Origin of the sequence: Fibrobacter sp. UBA4297 (genome assembly GCF_002394865.1) — a bacterium.
Classification (GTDB): Bacteria; Fibrobacterota; Fibrobacteria; order Fibrobacterales; family Fibrobacteraceae; genus Fibrobacter.
This window is the reverse complement of record NZ_DGUZ01000018.1, coordinates 109,112-126,541: the sequence shown is the minus strand read 5'-3', so window position 1 is coordinate 126,541 and position 17,430 is coordinate 109,112. Positions and strand designations below refer to the sequence as shown.

Annotated in this window: 11 protein-coding genes; 3 read left to right on the top strand and 8 right to left on the bottom strand. The window is 50.1% G+C overall.

Annotation, left to right across the window (positions count from 1 at the left end; genetic code table 11):
• Window positions 1–89: 89 nt before the first annotated feature.
• On the bottom strand, window positions 90–1,535 hold the full coding sequence (locus B3A20_RS10390; protein WP_290764429.1) for an anthranilate synthase component I family protein: 1,446 nt from the start codon (window positions 1,533–1,535) through the stop codon (window positions 90–92).
• A 590-nt stretch (window positions 1,536–2,125) separates the two neighbouring features.
• Here B3A20_RS10390 and B3A20_RS10385 point away from each other — a divergent pair.
• The gene (locus B3A20_RS10385; RefSeq protein ID WP_290764427.1) at window positions 2,126–3,274 is read left to right on the top strand and encodes a DNA recombination protein RmuC; all 1,149 of its coding nucleotides are present in this window, start codon (window positions 2,126–2,128) and stop codon (window positions 3,272–3,274) included.
• 108 nt (window positions 3,275–3,382) lie between these two features.
• On the opposite strand, the gene B3A20_RS10380 is transcribed toward B3A20_RS10385, so the two are convergent.
• From B3A20_RS10380 to B3A20_RS10370, 3 genes are all read right to left on the bottom strand, one after another.
• Window positions 3,383–4,669 carry a CobW family GTP-binding protein gene (locus B3A20_RS10380; RefSeq protein WP_290764425.1) on the bottom strand — a complete coding sequence of 429 codons (1,287 nt, stop codon included), beginning with the start codon at window positions 4,667–4,669 and terminating at the stop codon, window positions 3,383–3,385.
• A 410-nt stretch (window positions 4,670–5,079) separates the two neighbouring features.
• The gene (gene ligA / locus B3A20_RS10375) at window positions 5,080–7,206 is read right to left on the bottom strand and encodes an NAD-dependent DNA ligase LigA (protein WP_290764423.1); all 2,127 of its coding nucleotides are present in this window, start codon (window positions 7,204–7,206) and stop codon (window positions 5,080–5,082) included.
• A gap of 44 nt (window positions 7,207–7,250) precedes the next feature.
• Complete coding sequence (locus tag B3A20_RS10370; protein ID WP_290764421.1) at window positions 7,251–7,799, bottom strand: manganese efflux pump MntP family protein; 549 nt, start codon at window positions 7,797–7,799, stop codon at window positions 7,251–7,253.
• A gap of 164 nt (window positions 7,800–7,963) precedes the next feature.
• On the opposite strand from B3A20_RS10370, the gene B3A20_RS10365 reads away from it, so the two are divergent.
• On the top strand, window positions 7,964–9,223 hold the full coding sequence (locus B3A20_RS10365) for a hypothetical protein (protein ID WP_290764419.1): 1,260 nt from the start codon (window positions 7,964–7,966) through the stop codon (window positions 9,221–9,223).
• Window positions 9,220–9,663, top strand: a complete 444-nt coding sequence (locus tag B3A20_RS10360; protein ID WP_290764417.1) for a hypothetical protein — start codon at window positions 9,220–9,222, stop codon at window positions 9,661–9,663. The genes B3A20_RS10365 and B3A20_RS10360 overlap by 4 nt, the downstream gene beginning before the upstream one ends.
• Here B3A20_RS10360 and B3A20_RS10355 read toward each other — a convergent pair.
• From B3A20_RS10355 to B3A20_RS10340, 4 genes are all read right to left on the bottom strand, one after another.
• Window positions 9,660–11,354: a putative bifunctional diguanylate cyclase/phosphodiesterase gene (locus B3A20_RS10355; protein WP_290764415.1), complete on the bottom strand. Its 1,695-nt coding sequence runs from the start codon at window positions 11,352–11,354 to the stop codon at window positions 9,660–9,662. The genes B3A20_RS10360 and B3A20_RS10355 overlap by 4 nt on opposite strands.
• 136 nt (window positions 11,355–11,490) lie before the next feature.
• On the bottom strand, window positions 11,491–12,738 hold the full coding sequence (locus B3A20_RS10350; RefSeq protein ID WP_290764413.1) for a nucleoside recognition domain-containing protein: 1,248 nt from the start codon (window positions 12,736–12,738) through the stop codon (window positions 11,491–11,493).
• Window positions 12,739–12,780: 42 nt separating this feature from the next.
• Window positions 12,781–13,455 carry a phosphodiesterase gene (gene yfcE / locus B3A20_RS10345; RefSeq protein WP_290764411.1) on the bottom strand — a complete coding sequence of 225 codons (675 nt, stop codon included), beginning with the start codon at window positions 13,453–13,455 and terminating at the stop codon, window positions 12,781–12,783.
• Window positions 13,456–13,510: 55 nt separating this feature from the next.
• Window positions 13,511–17,320, bottom strand: a complete 3,810-nt coding sequence (locus tag B3A20_RS10340; RefSeq protein ID WP_290764409.1) for a transglutaminase domain-containing protein — start codon at window positions 17,318–17,320, stop codon at window positions 13,511–13,513.
• Window positions 17,321–17,430: the final 110 nt, after the last annotated feature.

Here is a 17,430-nt window from a genome sequence, read left to right as displayed (position 1 = left end):
AGGAAGTTAGAAGTAGGAAGTCGGAAGTGATATAATCGCGGCGTAGCCGCCTAATTTTAAACTGTCTACTTCCTACTGCCTACTGTCTACTAATTTTCCCCCTCCAGTACAGCTCTGATCGCTCCGAGCTTTTCATTCGTTTCTTCAAATTCGCGGTCAGCGTTCGATGCCGCGACAATGCCACCACCGGCCTGGAGACTGATGGTCTTGCCCTGCTTTAAGCAGCAGCGGATGGCAATGCAGAAGTCGAGGTCGCCATCGGATTCGATGTAACCCACGGCACCCGCATAAAAACGACGCTTGACTTTTTCGAGACCGGAAAGAATTTCAATGGCGCTGATTTTCGGAGCGCCGCTCACCGTACCTGCCGGGAAGCTGGAGCGTAGCACTTCAATCGCCTTCTTGTTCTTGGAAACTTTACCTTGTACGTCAGAAACCAGGTGGATCACGTGGCTGAATTTTTCGCATTCCATGTACTTGGTGGTTTCGACTGTACCGGCGTCGCAAACGCGACCGAGGTCGTTGCGGGCGAGGTCCACGAGCATCAAGTGTTCTGCGCGTTCCTTTGGGTCGCCCTTCAAGTTCTTCATCAAAGCCAAATCTTCGGCGTCGTCCTTGCCACGGCGGCGGGTACCTGCAATCGGGTGGATTGTGGCAATGCCTTCACGCACGCGGATCAAGCTCTCCGGCGATGCGCCAATGAACTGGTGCGTTCCGTAATCGAGGAAGAACATGTACGGAGACGGGTTCACCGTGCGGAGGCGGCGGTAAATGTCGAGCGCTTCGATATCGCTTGCAAACTGGATGCGGCGGGAGGGCACTGCCTGCACGATGTTGCCTGCAATGATATGCTTCTGTAATGCTTCCACCTTTTCGGTGTATTCCTTGCGGGACTGTTCGAGGTCGGTCATAGTGATGCCCTTGCCGTACTGCTTTTCCGGAGCGAGGTAGCTAAAATCGAGGTCGGCGAGGCGGGCCTTCACCTTTTCAATTGCAGCCTTCAAATCAATCTGGTGTTCTTCGTAGTTCAGGGCGAACAAGTGAAGCTTTTCGGTGAAGTGGTCAAACACGATGTAAATGTGGCCGACCAAAAATTCAGCTTCGGGAATGTTAAGTTCGTCTACCTGCGGGGCGAGGCGAATCGTATCGCAGCGGGCGCAGAATTCGTAGCCGAGGTAGCCCACGCCCGAAGACGGAATAGGAATCTGGTTAGGCGGCACCGTATTTTCGGCGGAAATCTTGAGCAAGGCGTCGAGAATATCGCCATCACCTTCAGCTAAAAATTCACTTTCCTTGCCATCCACGACAATGCTTACGTTCTTGTCGTTCTGGCGCAGGCGGAAACCTTCGTCCACCATCAAAGTGGAATAACGGCTGCGACCGTGGTCGAAGCTTGCCGATTCGAAGATGGCCTTTGCGCCGAGCTTCTTGGCGAGTGAAAACGGGGTGTAACGTTCGCCGGGGAGTGCAACGTAAATGCTGTCTGTACGCGGAGCGTAACCCGGGCGTTCGGTGATGTGAGTAATCTTAGTCATTTTAATCCTCTAGTTTAAAACTTGTTTGCCTTTCGTTTATGGTCCGCAAAAGCTTTAGGTCCCGGAGGATTTCGTCAATTTTCGGTAAAAAGGAAGGCCTCCGTGAGTCCGGAAGCCTTTGCCTAAAAATCTTGGGTGATTTGTAACAAATACCGGGCTCTATGTTAGAGTCCGCGCCACCAACGACGGTTGAAAGTTGCATTTGTAACAAAATTCATCATGCCACAAAAATATCAATCCAAATGGCGCATGGCAAGGGGTTGGTCTGAATTTTCTTAAAAAATCCTATTAAACTACTCTGAAACAGGACCTTGTTATAATTAATGGCTATTTTAATGTTGATTTGTATAATTAAAAACTATATATCGGACCAGAAATTTGCGCGCCCCATTTTAAAATGTCATATAATGTCACCTATTGAAAGTGCAAGTTTTTTAGTTTTATTTTACAGATTTCAATGTGATTACGATATATTGTTAGAACGTTAAAAGGAGTTCTTGATGATAATTGCCGTCGCCATTATTTGCGCTGTATTAGGGATCGCAATTGGTTATTTATTGGGACATAGTGCAAAAACAGAAGTTGCTGTATTGAAAAGCCAACTTGAAATGACAAAAGCCGAGGCGGCCCGAGCTTTTGAAGAACAAAAAGCTCGCTTTGATGACATCTCGAAGCGCCTAGTTGCCGAAGCGAAAAACGCCACTGAAGAAATGCTTAAACAGCGCGAAAAGCAGATTTCGGAATCGGGCCATGCCACCATGGAACAACTCGTGAACCCGCTCAAGGAAACCATCGCCAAGATGGAAAAGACCATGAACGATACGACGTTACAGCAGACTGCGGCAAATACCTCGCTGAAGGAAGTCCTGCAACAGTCCATCAATTCCAACAAGGCGACAAAGCAAACCGCCGATGACTTGATTCGCGCTTTCAAGCACGATAGCAAGATTCAGGGCGACTGGGGCGAATGCGTCCTCGAAGAACTTTTGCAGTCGCTTGGGCTCCAAAAGGGAATTCATTTTGAAACGCAATCAACGCTGCGCGATGAAAGTGGCAATGTGCTCCGTGCCGAAGAGACCGGATGCATGATGCGCCCAGATGTTATCGTCCATCTGGATACGAAAAAAGATGTCATTGTCGATTCTAAGGTTTCCATGAAAGCTTTTATGGACTATGTCGCTTGCGAAGATGTGGAACAGCGAAAGCCCCTTTTGAAACGACATATTGAAAGCCTCAAGAAGCACGTGGATGAACTTGCTCGGAAAAAGTATTCGACGTACGTGAAAGCTCCGAGGGAAACAGTTGATTTTGTAATCATGTTTGTTCCGCGTTCAGCCGCTCTCTGGACTGCACTTTCCGAAGAACCCTCTCTTTGGCGTGATTCCATGGATCGTGGAGTGTATATTGCCGATGAACAGACGCTATTTGCCGCACTCCGTATCGTTAAGTTGACCTGGCGCCAAGTGCAACAGGCTCAAAACCAGCAAAAGGTCTTTGAACTTGCGAACGAAGTGCTCAAGCGCGTGGGCATGTTCGTGAAAAATATGGAAGATATTGGCAGCGCCCTCGGTAAAGCTCAGGATGCTTACAATAAGGGAATGGCAAAACTCGATGATAAGGGGGCAAGCATTGTGCAGTCTTGCCGCAAACTGGAACGTCTTGGAGCAAAACAAGATTCCAGAAATCCGCTCCCGCCAGACGTCGATGCTATCGAAATGCAAGAAATCGAAGAAAAGTAACTGCTTAACTCCGTTGGTGAAAAAATCCCCGCGACTTCGGTCGCGGGGATTCTCGTCTCACATTCTAGTAACTATTAACTAGTAACTAATAACTGCGCGAAGCGCAAACTACTCGTCCAAGCAGTCCTTCATCACCTGGATAATCTTTTTCTTGTCCATGTGCTGGCCAATGAATACCAGGCGGATGATGCGGTCGCCGTACTTTTCGTCCCAAATTTTCTGGAGCTGCGGATTTTCGGCGAGGATGCGCTGCTGTTCGGCCTTGCTTTCGGCGGCAAACCAACGTCCAAAATTCTGGGCGGAGGCTTGCTTGCCTGCCTGCTCGAACAAGTAGCTTTCGCTGCGTTCATCGCTGAACCATACAAGACCCTTCGTGCGGATGATGCTCGTTGGATAGTCGTCGAGGAACGCTTCGAACTTTTCGCGGTTCAGCGGGCGATGGTCTTCGAACACGAACGTGCTGATGCCGTATTCGTCACCATGCGGATGGTCCTTGTCGTGGTGGTGGCCGCAGTGGCAAACACCATGTTCATGGTCGCAATGGCTGTGGTCTTCATCGTCATGATGATGATGCTCGTGCTCATCGTGGTCATCGTCATGGTCGTGGTGGTGATGTTCATGTTCCTCATGATCGTCATCATCATCGTCATCGTTGTCGTGACCTTCTTCGTTGAGCTTGATTGCCCAAGTGCTCGATTCGGCAACTTTGTTGAAGTCGAACTGCTTCGTGTCGAGAATGTCCTTCATGTCGACCTTGCCGTAGTTCGTCTCGATCATCTTGGCGGTCGGCTGCAAAGCCTTCACGACGGCCTTCACGTGTTCCAAGTCGTGCTTGCTGAGAGCGTCGACCTTGTTCATGATAATCGTGTTGCAGAATTCAATCTGCTGGATGAGCAAGTTTGCAATGTCTTCTTCTTCGAGGTCTTCTTCGAGGAGCTTTTCGCCACCGGCAAATTCGTCTGCGAGGCGGAGCACGTCAACGACTGCCACAATGTTGTCCAAATGGCAGGGGAGAGGTCTGCCGTCTTTGCTGCGGAGCTGGCTACCTGCAAAGCTAATGGTCTGGGCTATAGGAATCGGTTCGCAAATACCACTAGCTTCGATAAGGATGTAGTCGAACTTGCCCATTTCCAAAAGTTCGGCAATTTGTTCGATCAAGTCGGTCTTGAGCGAACAGCAGATACAACCGTTCGAAAGCGGGACGACCTTGCCCGAATCTTCCTTCGTGATGTTTCCGCCCTTTTCAATTAAAGTCTGGTCGATGTTCACTTCGCCAATGTCATTTACGATGACGGCGACGTGGTAGCCCTGCTGATTGTTGAGAACGTAGTTGAGGAGAGTTGTTTTGCCGGCTCCCAGGTAACCGGTCAGGAGCGTTATAGGTACTGATTTCATGCGCTAAAATTTACTAAAAAATGGAATTTTAGGCAATGTGACCCCGATTACAGGTTTTGGCTCCATTCCAAGTTGTACTATCAAACATCTTGCCATTTTCTTAAATTTTTAATACATTTGTTTTTAGGGATTGAAGCGAGGGCTTTTGAGCCGAGTTTTATTCCGAAACGAGCTGCTTTGGTTTTCTACCTTTCCTTGAAGGTGGCAGATTGTAGCTTCGCTGTGCTAAATCTTTTAATCAAAACAGTTCTGGGCGTCCTTCGGGGCGCCTTTCTTTTTTGACATACATTACATTATCCCTTGCTTGAGACTTGTCATTCCCGCCTCAGTGCGGGCGGACAGCACTTGGAACTTTGTTCCATAGTGCGCATGGCCACCTTTAGGTGGAAATCTCCATTGCTTTATGCAATTTATAGATTCAGTGTCATCTGATCTTCCGCGGGCTTTGTCGTGTTGCTAGCGGCATCAGCGGGCGCGCGGTCTTCGCTGGCGTTTGCACCATCCTCGCTCTCGTCACTATTAGCAATTTGCGCCATAAGCCATGCTTCGTCGTGCACGGGAATCCCGAGCTCGTTTGCCTTGGTGAGTTTGGAGCCTGCGGCTTCGCCTGCTAAGACCCAGCTCGTCTTTTTGCTCACAGAACCGGAGACCTTGCCGCCATTCTCTTCGATGAGTTTGCGGGCTTCGTCGCGGTCCATGCTCGGGAGCGTTCCTGTGATGACTGCAGTTTGACCTTGGAATAAAGTCTTGACAACGCCCTTGAATTCCGTCGGGAGTCCGAGCGCCACGAGTTCATCAATTTCGTTCGTGTAAAGCGGCGTGTGGAAAAATTCGTAGACGGATTTTCCGATGCGTTCACCGACGTCAGTCACGTTTTGCAATTCTTCGACAGTCGCTGTGCGGATTTTTTCGAGCGTGCGGAAATGCTTTGCGATGTTACGGGCACTGGTGCGGCCGACAAAGCGGATGCCGAGACCGTGCAACAGATTTTCGAGACTGCGCAGTTTTGATGCTTGGATGGCGTCAAAGACGTTTTTCGCACTCTTCTTTGCCATGCGTTCCTGCGATTCCAGGTCTTCGAGCGTGAGGCGGTAAAGGTCTGGAATGCGCTTGATTTTGCCGGTGGCAAGGAGACTTGCGATAAGCGCTGGCCCGAGATTTTCGATGTTCATCGCTTCACGGCTCACGAAATGCTCGAACAGACATTGCACTTGTGCTTGGCAGTGCATGTTTTCGCAACGGAGAATCACTTCGCCGTCGATGTGTGTCAGTTGCTCGCCGCACACAGGACATTTTTCAGGTGCCACAACGGGGGAGGCTCCGGCGGGGCGGAGTTCGCGTTTGACGTCCGTGATTTTCGGGATGATTTCGCCACCCTTCTCTACGCCGACTGTGTCGCCGTAGTGCAAGTCGAGCCTTGCCACTTCGTCGAAGTTGTGGAGGGTGGCGCGCTTGACGGTCGTGCCCGCGAGACGCACGGGTGCGAGATTTGCCACCGGTGTCACGGCACCGGTGCGGCCCACTTGGAATTCTACAGACAAAAGCGGTGTGTAGGCGCGTTCCGCCTTAAATTTGTATGCGATGGCCCAGCGCGGGCTCTTGCTCGTGCTGCCGAGTTCTCGCTGCTGTTGCAAATCGTTCAGCTTTACGACCATGCCGTCAATATCGAACGGGAGACTGTCGCGGCTTGCGCCAATCTTCTCGGAAATCGCCATGATTTCATCGACCGTGTCGGCGGTCCAGTAATCGTTTGTGTGGAATCCAAGGCGCTTGAGCTGTTTCAAGTTCTCTTCGTGAGTCTTGTTGTTGCTCTGCGGAATGTGGTATGCAAAGAATCGCATCGGGCGCGTCTTGCATTCGGCAACGCTCTTGAGCTTGAGCGAGCCCGAAACCGTATTGCGGCAGTTCTGGAAAGTCTTCTTGTTTTCCAAGATGAACTGCTCGTTCAAGCGTTCAAAAGCCTCGCGTTCCATGTAGACTTCACCGCGGACTTCGAACGTCCCCTGCGGAATCTCGCTCGGGTCAATCTTCAATTTCTTCGCGTCAAAATATTCAGGAATATCTGCAATCGTGAGCGCATTCAATGTCACGTCATCGCCTTGCGCTCCATCGCCACGCGTCGCCGCCTGCTTCAAGCGACCATTCTCGTAAACCACAGAAAGGCTAACCCCATCGATTTTCCTCTCGCAAATCCACGTCGCGCGTTCGCCTAAAGCAGCAATCCCTTCTTCCGCGGCCTTCACAAACTCGCGCATTTCTTCTTCGCTGTACACGTTTGCGATGCTGAGCATCGGCACCGCATGCGCCACCTTCGCGAAATCGTTCGTGAGGTCGCTACCGACCTTCTGCGTGAGCGAACCCTTTCCGCGTAATTCCGGATACTTCGCTTCTAGCGCTTCCATCTCCTTGAGCCCAAAGTCAAAATCCTGGTCGCTCATGGGGGAAACTCCGTCCTTGTAATAAAGACGGCTAGCTTCTTCCAGTTGTTTCTTTAACTCAAAATAGCGGGTACGGTCTATATCTTTCTGCTCACTCATGGTAAGCAATATAGAAAGAGTTTGAGGTGGTCGCACCGAAGGCGCTACACAAACATCTTCACGCCAATGGCAATCAAGATAATCCCGGCGATAATCTCCGGGATTTTTGTTTTGAACCGCTTGGAGGCGTGGCGCCCGATTTCAAAGCCGATAACGCCCATCGCAAAACTAGCAAGAGCAATGGCGGATGTGGCAAAAAACATGTTGGCATTCAAGAACGCAAACGAAATCCCGACCGCAAATGCGTCAATGCTTGTCGCAATCGACAAAAGCAGAATGTTCATGAGGCTTAAGTGCGCGCAAGAGACTGTTGCCTCGCCGCCCTTGATGGCGCCCCAGATCATGCGTGCGCCCAGAATGCAGAGAATCGCACAGGCAATCGGGGTGCCCACCGCGTTGAACCAACGCTCGGCAAAGCTTCCGAGGAAAAAACCGAGGAGCGTCATGCCGCCTTGAAAAACACCGAAACTGACCGCTTGGAGCACCGCACGCGAACGCTTGATGCCCGATTTGCAAAGACCGGTCGAAATGGCGACCGCGAAGCAGTCCATCGCTTCGACAATCGCGATAATGATAATCTCTATAGTGCTCATGAAAAGCTGCTTTTTATAAAATGCGAAAAACGCCATCAAAAATAAAAAATATATTGTATAATAATTTAGTTCTTAGTCAATGGTCATTAGTCTTTAGCGATTAATTGCGGCAAAGCCGCCAAGTTTTAAACTAATAACTAGTGACTGATAACTAGTGACTATTTATGAACAGCAAAGTCGTTACCATATTTCTTATTGCTTTGTGCATGGGGCTCCTACTTTCGGTTGGAGGCTCGTTTTGGGATGGTTCCTTTGAACTGTTGCTGCACCGCGATGGCAACTGGAAGTTCCCGAGGTCGCTTTTTATTTTCTGGATAGGCATGTCTCAGGCAGGCGTTTTGCTTTCAGCGTTCCTGCTTATCATGAAGGTAAAAATTCACCGCCGAACATCGCTTTTGCTTGAACTCGGGTCGCTTTGTAGCCTAGCTGTAGCATTTGTTCTTTCTCTATTTTATTCAAACTCTATCAAGGTGAATAGCGATGTCCATAGTGATGTTTATGGCATTGGCATCGTAGGCTTTATTTCGCTTCTGTTTTTCATAACGCATCTTGTGGCTGCGGATTCTGCCGGAAATATGGTGCTTTGTAAGGAACTCGAAAAAATCCGCCGACCGTTGGCGTGGATTATCCTCCCGACGGTGTTCTGGGTGATTTCCGAGTTTGCCCTGGATTTTGCACGTGTCGAAAATACGGTTTGGCAAGGAGCGTTTTTTCCGCTGTATGCTGTTTCGTGTGTTTTTTACATGGGGCTTGCAAGTTCCATCGCGCTTCTTTCCTTCGAGAATTATTATAATCGCTTGATGGAACGGTTCGTTTTGCTTTGTAGCTGGTTTATGTCGCTATTGTTCCTTTGGCTTATTTTTGTAAAGGGTGAGGGGAGCTTTGTCGCTTTTGCTTTAGCATGCGTTGTACCGCAACTGCTGTTCTTTGAACCTGTACGCGAAAGCCTTTGGGGGCGCCTGCTTGTCGTTGTTTTCGTTTTGTTCGGAATTTTGCTCAAATGTGATTTTGTCGTAAATCAGAATGACTTTTATTTCTTTGCAAATGCGGTTTTTGGAAATACAAGCCTAATGCTTGCTTGTAGTGTTCTGTTTGTCGCCTTTTTCTTTGGGGTGCGCTTTTTGCTTTCGCGGTTCTTTGAAAATAACGAAATCTTGATGGGTGAAGAAAGCGATAGTTCGGATGGCGAAATCGGCGATTCCGATGGGCGAAAGTATTATTCTCCTTTCTCTGCTCCGGAATTCAAGGTGGTGCGCTTGCCTGTGCTTTGTGGTGTGCTTGCCGCGGTGGTGTACGGCTACCTAACTTCGGACTGGGTCAATTTGGCCGGACCTTTTGGCGCCTATGTGAGTTGCTTGTTAGTCTGTCTGCAACCTTTGGCAAATCTCGGCTTTTCGAAGAAACGTAAAGGAGGTCGCAAATGAGCATGTTTGCAAATGCGGTGGCCTGCCTTTTGTGCCTTGTCTCGGCTGCGATCCTCTGGAAAAAGCGTGGAATGCTTCGCTTTACGCTTGCGATGCTATTGATTGTGGCGACGGATTGTCTATATACGGCTTTTGCCGGGAACCGTGAAATTTCCGCAATGGACATTTATCCGTTCCGCATGCTTGCGCTTGCTTTGTGCGTTTTTACGACGGGTCTTCGTAAAAACCGTAGGCGCTTTATGGTGCTTGCACAAACGTTTTGGCTTTGGGTGGAACTTCTCGGAATCATTTCGCTTTACCAGGCGGGCGAAGAAGCTCCCTGGATACGTCTAGCTGCCATTGCCGAAATTGCTCTCGGTTGCTGTTTTATGGCTAGAATTTCTAGAGAAATCGAGTTCGGGCTCATCGTTTTGTGGATGGCCGTTTGGATGTTCTTTTAGGAAATGTGCGTGTAAGTGACTTCTTGCGAGAGTCGCTTTTCAAAGTCTTCCTTGGTCAGCGGCTTATCGAAAATGAATCCCTGGATAATCGAGCACTTGGCGTTCTGCAAGAAATCGAGCTGCTTCGAGTTTTCGACACCTTCTGCAACGACTTCGAGATGGAGTTCGTTGATCATGTTCACCATGTTCTTGATGACAACTTCGTCATGGTACTTGCTGTCGCCGATGTGGTCGAGGAGCGACTTGTCGAGCTTGATGACGTTGACGTTCAAGTCCTTGATGGCGGCGAATGTGGAGTAGCCTGTACCAAAGTCGTCAATAGAAACAGAAATACCGTGCTGGCGGAGTCCGTTCACGAACTTCTGCATGGCAATTTTGTCTTCAAAATTGGAAGATTCCGTGAGCTCAATTTCGATGAACTTGCTGTCGATATTGTACTCCTTCATGATGGCAAGGATATCTTCAGTCAAGTGCGGGTTGCTAAGATGGTGTCTAGAGAAGTTCGAAGACACACGGACCGGTTCAATACCTGCGTCCAGCCAATTACGGATATCTTCGCAGACTTTGCGGAATACGTAAAAATCGAGAAGGCAAATGGAGGCTTCTTTTTCGAGAATGGGCAAAAATTCGCTTGGCGGGATGACCTGTCCATTGCGGTACCAACGGACAAGCGCTTCGCAACCGCAGAGCTTCTGTTCCTTGACTGAAACCTTGGGCTGGTAGTAGACGATAAATTCCTTGCGACGCAGGGCTTCGTGGAAAAGCGAAGATATTTCTTTTTGATGGTATGCGTCTTCAAGCATCTTCTGGGTGAAGTGCACAATATCGTTACCGGGATGGAGCCTTGCTTCGTTCAACGCTACTGAACTGCAATGCATGATCTCGTTCATAGAGTCTTGCGGCTGAATGTCGTAGACGCCTATGCGGCTTTGGATTGTAAGCGATATACTTGGGCCATGTGGAGGAGTCACTGATACAATCACCGAGGATAAAGCCCTGATGAACATATCCCTGTTCTCTTTTTTGACCAGGATGAAAAAGTTGTCCCCCCCAAGCCTTGCAATCATTTCATCGTCGTGGCACATCGCCATGATCGAATGTGTAAAACTTGTCATCGCCAAGTCGCCAACTGCAGGCGATTTGGACTGGTTGATGTACTTGTAATTTTTGAGGTTGATGAACAGACCGCTGAAGTTTTGCAATCTGTTCTTTGCCTTGAGTTCTATGCTGTGGTGGACTAGTTGGGCCGTGTTCGGGGCTCCGGTCATTGTGTCCGTTTGGCTTGCATAGTGGATGGCGCTCATGAGGCGCGACCTGCCAAGGATGATAAAAAGGTCATCGCAGATGAGTTTTGCCGCCTGCAATTCTGGGGCTGTAAATTTGTGGCCTTTCTTGGCGCGAATTTCAATCGTTGCCATGCCATTTTCACCTGTTCTGTAAGTCTGGATTAACGGAACGGTTTCGTACCCGTTAGCCTCTTCGTAAATAACTCTTTCTTCGCTAAGACCGTTTTTGGCAATGATAGAAATAGGGGCGATGAGCTTGATTTTAATATAGCCAATGTTAAGAATATTACATATTGGAGGAATCGCGTTGCTAATACGCTTAATCATCGACAATATGTCTGGAACATTGTCTAAAATAGCATCCCTAAAATCCTTATATACACTACTGAAAATGACGTAGTCCATTTTCGCCCCTTAAATAACCACTCGATTTACACCAAATTAGTGCTCTAAATGTAAATAAAATTTTCATAAAAGGGAAAAAATATTTTTTTTATATGCTCTATATGTATTCCATTTTAGAACGTCTGAATGGTGGGGCTTAGTGCATTGGCGGGAAGAATATGTAAGCGATGATTATGGCCGCGATAACGCCGACGGCGTCTGCGATGAGGGCGCAGGTGACGGCGTGGCGAGTCTTTTTGACGCCTACAGAACCGAAATACACGGCGATGATGTAGAACGTCGTGTCGGCTGCACCCTGGAACATGCAACTGAGGCGACCTGCAAAACTGTCTGGACCAAGATTTTTCATGGCATCGATCATCATGCCGCGTGCACCGCTACCGCTGAGGGGCTTCATAAGGGCGGTGGGGAGGGCTGGGACAACGTCGTTGCCGACACCGATAAGGCCGAGCAAAGATGAAATGCCGTTCATGACGAGGTCCATGGCTCCACTTGCGCGGAACACGGCAACACCCACGAGAATCGCAACGAGGTTCGGGATAATCATCACGGCGGTGTTGAATCCTTCCTTGGCGCCTTCCACAAATGCTTCGTATGCCTGGACTTTCTTATAGCAGGCAAGACCGAGGAATGCAACAATTACGCCAAACAGCACAAGACCGCTGATGAAAAGGCTCGTGGTGCCGAGAGCTTCGGCGGTGAGGTGACTAAAGTAGAACATCACGGCGATAACGCAGGCGCTGATGCCGCCGAGCCACATGACGGTTACAGGATCCTTGAGTTTGATTTCCTGGAAAAAGCTGAGAGCAAAAATGCCTGCAATAGTGCTGAAAAATGTGGAGAGCAAAAGCGGAAGGAAAACATCGCTCGGGTTTGCGGCCCCGAGCTGTGCGCGGTAAGTCATTATGCTAACGGGAATTAGCGTAAGTCCGCTTGCGTTCAAGACGAGGAACATAATTTGCGAATCGCTCGCGACGGTCTTGTCGTCGTTCGGGTTCAAATCCTGGAGCTGCTTCATGGCCTTGAGGCCCATCGGCGTTGCTGCATTGTCGAGACCGAGCATGTTCGCGCTGATGTTCATAAGCATTGTGCCCACGACCGGGTGGCCTTTTGGAATTTCTGGGAAGAGTCTTGAAAAAAGCGGTTGCACGATTTTGGCGAGGATTTGTACGGCGCCAGCTTTTTCTCCGATTTTGAGGATGCCGAGCCAGAGGCTCAAAATGCCTGTGAGGCCAAGGGCGATTTCGAATGCCGTCTTGGACATGTCGAAGGCCCCGAGGATAGCCTTGTTAAAAATGCCGGTATCGCCAAAAGCAAGCCACTGGACGATGCATGCGATAAATGCACCGAAAAAGAAAACGAGCCAAATGATGTTAAGAACCATGGCTCAAATGTAAGAAAAAAATAGCAGGTGGTGCGCCGTTCCCTATATGCTCACAGCCGCAATTTCCGTGCCATCTTCTAGCGTGTGGATACTGAATTTGGCATGGGCGGGCTCGTTTGCTGTCGCAGGCGTGCTCTCGTAGAATCCGAATGTCGGCGGGTTCCCGCCTTTCGGGAGGCTTGTGGAACCCGGATTCACGAGAAGCACATCGCGGAAGTTCTTTTCGAGCATCCAGATGTGCGTGTGGCCGTACAGATACACGTCAATTTGCGGCTTTTGCGGAGCATCGGCTTGCGATTGAATCGTGGACTGCGATGAGGACTGTGCTGCAGATTGTGCTGCTCCCGTAGATTCGATGGCGTTTAGCGCATCTCTCGGGAAACATTCCGGCATAAAGATGTGTCCATGACTCATGAACAGGTGCAGTCCGTTGTCTTCAATGACTTTGTATTCGTTTTCGATAGGGAAGTCGAGCATCATCAAATCGACATCGGCGTCGCAGTTCCCGCGGACGGCGATAATGCGGTCTTTGTACGGCACAAGCGCTTCGACAACTTGCATGGGACCGTGGCCCGCCGGGAGCGGATTTCGTGGACCGTGATAGAGCGTATCGCCCAGCAAGAAAATCTTGTCGCAGTTGAACTTTTCAAAAAACGTGAGCGCCTGCCTTGCTGCCAAGGCTGAACCATGAATGTCTGATAAAATTAATGCTTTCATAATAGCTAACCACTGCCTACTGTCTACTTCCTACTTCCTACTGCGGCGAAGCCGCTTATTTCACCGTAATCATCGGGCTGGTTTCGCTCAACAGGTAGTTCCATTCTTCGCGAATCTTGTCGTATTCGGTCGGGTCGGCGTAGAGTGCAAACGTGGTCCACTTGATGCCGCTGGAGGTCTTGGACTTCGGCTGTTTTTCGAAGCTCACGTAATCCGGGGCGCGGTTGAGCGGTTTTGCTTCGGTGAGCGATACCGTGTGGCCGCTAGCCGTCTTGATGTTGAGCTTGAAGCTGAACTGCGTTTCGTGCGGCATGCGGATGGGGTGGTGGCGCTTTGCAACCTTCGGGAGCTTGAAGAGGCTACGTTCCCAAACGTTCGGGAAGCGTCCCTTGAGTTCAGAACCGCCCTGACCAAAGTAGCCTTTGGAAAGGTAAGTGTTCACGATGATGAGCGGCTTGTTGAACTGGTCGAGGTTTTCGATGCGGATGTTGCCAATACTTACGTCAGGAACGCCGGATGCAAGGAATTGTTCCAAAAGCTTTTCCTGATCCTTGACGTCGCGGCCAAAGAACTTGTTGCGGATGGCGCTGGCGAACTTGCCTTGGAGCTGCACGGAATCGCGGAATTCGCATTCGCCGTTAGCGCCGATGAACAAGTCGTGCTGAATAGCAATCTGGTGTTCCTGATTGTCTTCGAGAATCGGAGTTGTGACCACGTGGCTCTGGTCTCCGTCAATCACGAGAGCGACCTTACCTTCCATGTCGAGCGGTACCGGGCGGTCATTGCCTGTCTTGTCGGTTGCATCGACCCAGCGTTCGCTAATCTTCCCTTGCTTCGGGATGTAGAGGATCATGTGGTTGAACTGCTGGATGGTCGGCAAGTGCGAGAATCCTTCTTCTGTGAGGTGGATGGCGGTAAGGTAGCTCTTCACGCCAATTGCTTCGAGCATGTCCTTGAGCAAAAGCGCCATGTCCTTGCAGTCACCGCGGTGTTCCTTGAGTGTCACTTCTGCTGTTTGCGGAATCAGGCTGTGACCGCCGAATCGCACGTCGCGGTAACGGATGTCCTGACGGACAAAGTTGATAATTGCCTTGACAGCTTCGTCGCCAATCTTGTTGCCGCGCACTTCAAAAGCCTGTTCGCGAACCTTGACAGCTTTCTTGAACTGGTGGCTGATGAGGTTCTGGTAATCGTCGCCGACATCGCGCCATTCCTGCTTGCCAGTGAGCATAAGGCCTGCACCGAAGTCGCGGTACACCGGCATGTAAAGTTCCTTGCGGACAATGACCGGGTTTTCAATCTTCCATTCGATGCCGCCCTTGATTGGGGACTTTTCAAGCGGACCGTATTCTTCGGTGACAAAACGTGTCGTATCGGCATAAATGCGGAACACGGATTCTCCGACCGGCACATCGCGGCTGCTTTCGTAATTTGTGTACGGAATCATGCCCTTGTTTTCAAGATTCGTGCGGCTGAATTGCATGTAGATAAAGTCACCCGGTGCAAGTTCCGAAAGCGGGAAGTGGGCCGTTTGGCTTTCGTTACCACCGCCAATTTCTGTAGCGTATGTAATGTAGGCTCCGTTGAGCGTCGCCTTTTGCTTGAGTTTCCAGTTGCTGTCGTAGACTTCGAGGGCGTTCAAGAAAATGCGGTCGTAGCCCGGCAAGAAGTCGAACGTAAATTCGCGATAAATGGCGGCACCGCGCTGGTCTAAAACTTCGAGGAGCATTTCTTCGCTGCGGACCCAGTTGGCGCTCTTTTCGGCTTTGAGGGATTCCTTTTGATAATGAATCACGGCTGGGAAGTCGCCTTCTATGGCGGTCTGCTTTGCCTGCGGGTGGAGGAGCGTCTTCAAGTCTGCAGTGCGTTCTTCTACCGGGGTAATCGGCTTTTGGAGCGTGCGGTTGTCGGCCTTGCCGAGGTATGCCTTGGTGGCAGAGAGGAAACTCTTGGCGTCTTCGTTATCGGGGCGGAGGGCGAGTGCCTTGGTGAGAGCCTTTTCTGCATCGCGATAGTTGCGGCTGTAGAACAAAATCTTGCCGTGCATGGTCCAGACTTTATAATCATTCTTTGCCTTGGCGAGCGTTTCTTCGCTGATGGCGCGGGCTTCTTCGTAACGACCGAGGAACATGAGGGCATCCATGAGGGTTTCGCCAAGTTCCTTGCTCATGCCAAAGCGGCCACGGATAGCGTACAAGATATCGACGGCTTCGGCGTACTGGTCAAGACCCATGTAAGTCTTGGCGAGGTAAACGCCCAGGCGGGAGCTCGGCTGTGTGTCGTAGAGACGCTGCACCACAATGAGGGACTGGTGGCGTTGTCCCAAGCCCCAGAGCGCATCGCTCAAGTTGATGACGTATTCAGGATTGTTGGGCGTGTAACGGAGGGCGCCTTCGGCACATTCACGGGCATGGCCGTAGTCGAAGAGGGCTTCGTACATTTCGCCAAGAATCGAGAGCAGCTTGCCGTTTTTACGCACGAGATCCATCTGGCTTGTGAAATAGCTGATGCCGGGGCCGTAAAGTTCCTTCATCTGGTAAACGAAACCGCAGTTGATGAGATAAAGCGGTTCTTCTGGGTCCATCTTGTTGGCGCGTTCAAAGTAGCTGAGGGCAACAAACGGCTGGTCTTCGAGCAAGCGTAGAATACCGACCTGGCTCATAACGGCGGCGTTGAACTTGTTCTGCTTTTTACGGGCTTCTTCGTCGCTTGCCATTTTGGGCATGTCTCCAACCTTGAGGCCTTCGATTGCGTTTTTCATGACACTTGCATATTTCTTTTTGTTGATGCCTTGCGTCCAGCTCGCAATGAGAATGCCTCGGCCGTTGTCGTAGAAAAATCTGCCTTTATAATAGAAGTCAAACTTGTTGACAACGCGAGTCAGTGTGAATTCCTGTGCATAGCGATTGCCGATTTTGACGCGCTGTACCTCAATGTTGGGCTCGTTAAGCGAGATGCCAAGGCGGCTGAGAAGGACCTTGAACATGTCCTGCTGACCGACTTCTTCGCTGGGGACGATTGCGCCATATACGAAGAGCGAAATATCTTCTTTCTTGTTGCTGAGTACCAAATCCGGGTCTTCGTTTTGCTTGGCGACGCCAGTCCAGTTGTGCCAAAGTGTATCGCTTGTACTCCAAGAGTAGCCGAGATCTGTACTGGAGTGCTGCATGACTCGTTCTTCGGAAAGTTCCGCTACGGATTCCTTGACAACTTCCTTTAATTTGAACGTTGCAAAAAAGTCTTTCCATTCCTGCTTGAGGGCGCCTGCAGGGAGCAGCGTATCTGTGGCTGCAAGTGTGAGCGTGAAAATGTGGTTCCCGGCGCTGGTGACCATGCCGACGGCTTCGTATGGAGTATCGTAGCGCTTGCCAGCCACATCAAAGAATGCGCCGGTCGTGCCGAAAGCTTCTTCGGGATAGGTTTCTGCGAGAGTCGCTTTTTTGCCGCTTGATTCAAATGACTGCATTTCAATTTGGGCGCGATCCATGAGTCTTTGCGGTTCGCCTTCGGGGAGCGTTACTTCTACAAGTACCGCGCGGCGGCCGGTTTTGGGATTGTAAAATTCATAGGGGGCGTTGTCCTCGCCTCCGATGATTGTCCATCCGTCATCGGGTGCGGTGAACGTGTAGCCACTGGTTTCGATGGTGCCACCTGTAGCTTTGGGCGCGACTGTTTCTTCGGACGTGTAATCTAGCTCTGAGGATTCTTCGTCGTAAGAGGTTTCTTCAGTGGTGCCAGAAACTTCAGCGGATGGAATCGTGTTCACATCGGGAGTGTTGCCTGCACAGGAAAACAGGAAGAACAGTCCGAAGGCGACTGTTAGGCGGGTGAGCAAATTTTCTTTTTTTACAAACGAATGGCGCATAAAAAACTCGGGGATAAAATGTTTAACACTCTAATTTTAGAAAATTAGGGTGGGTGAAAAGTAGTGAAATGTTGTACAATTAGGAATAATCCTGAAAGTGCTTGATTTGT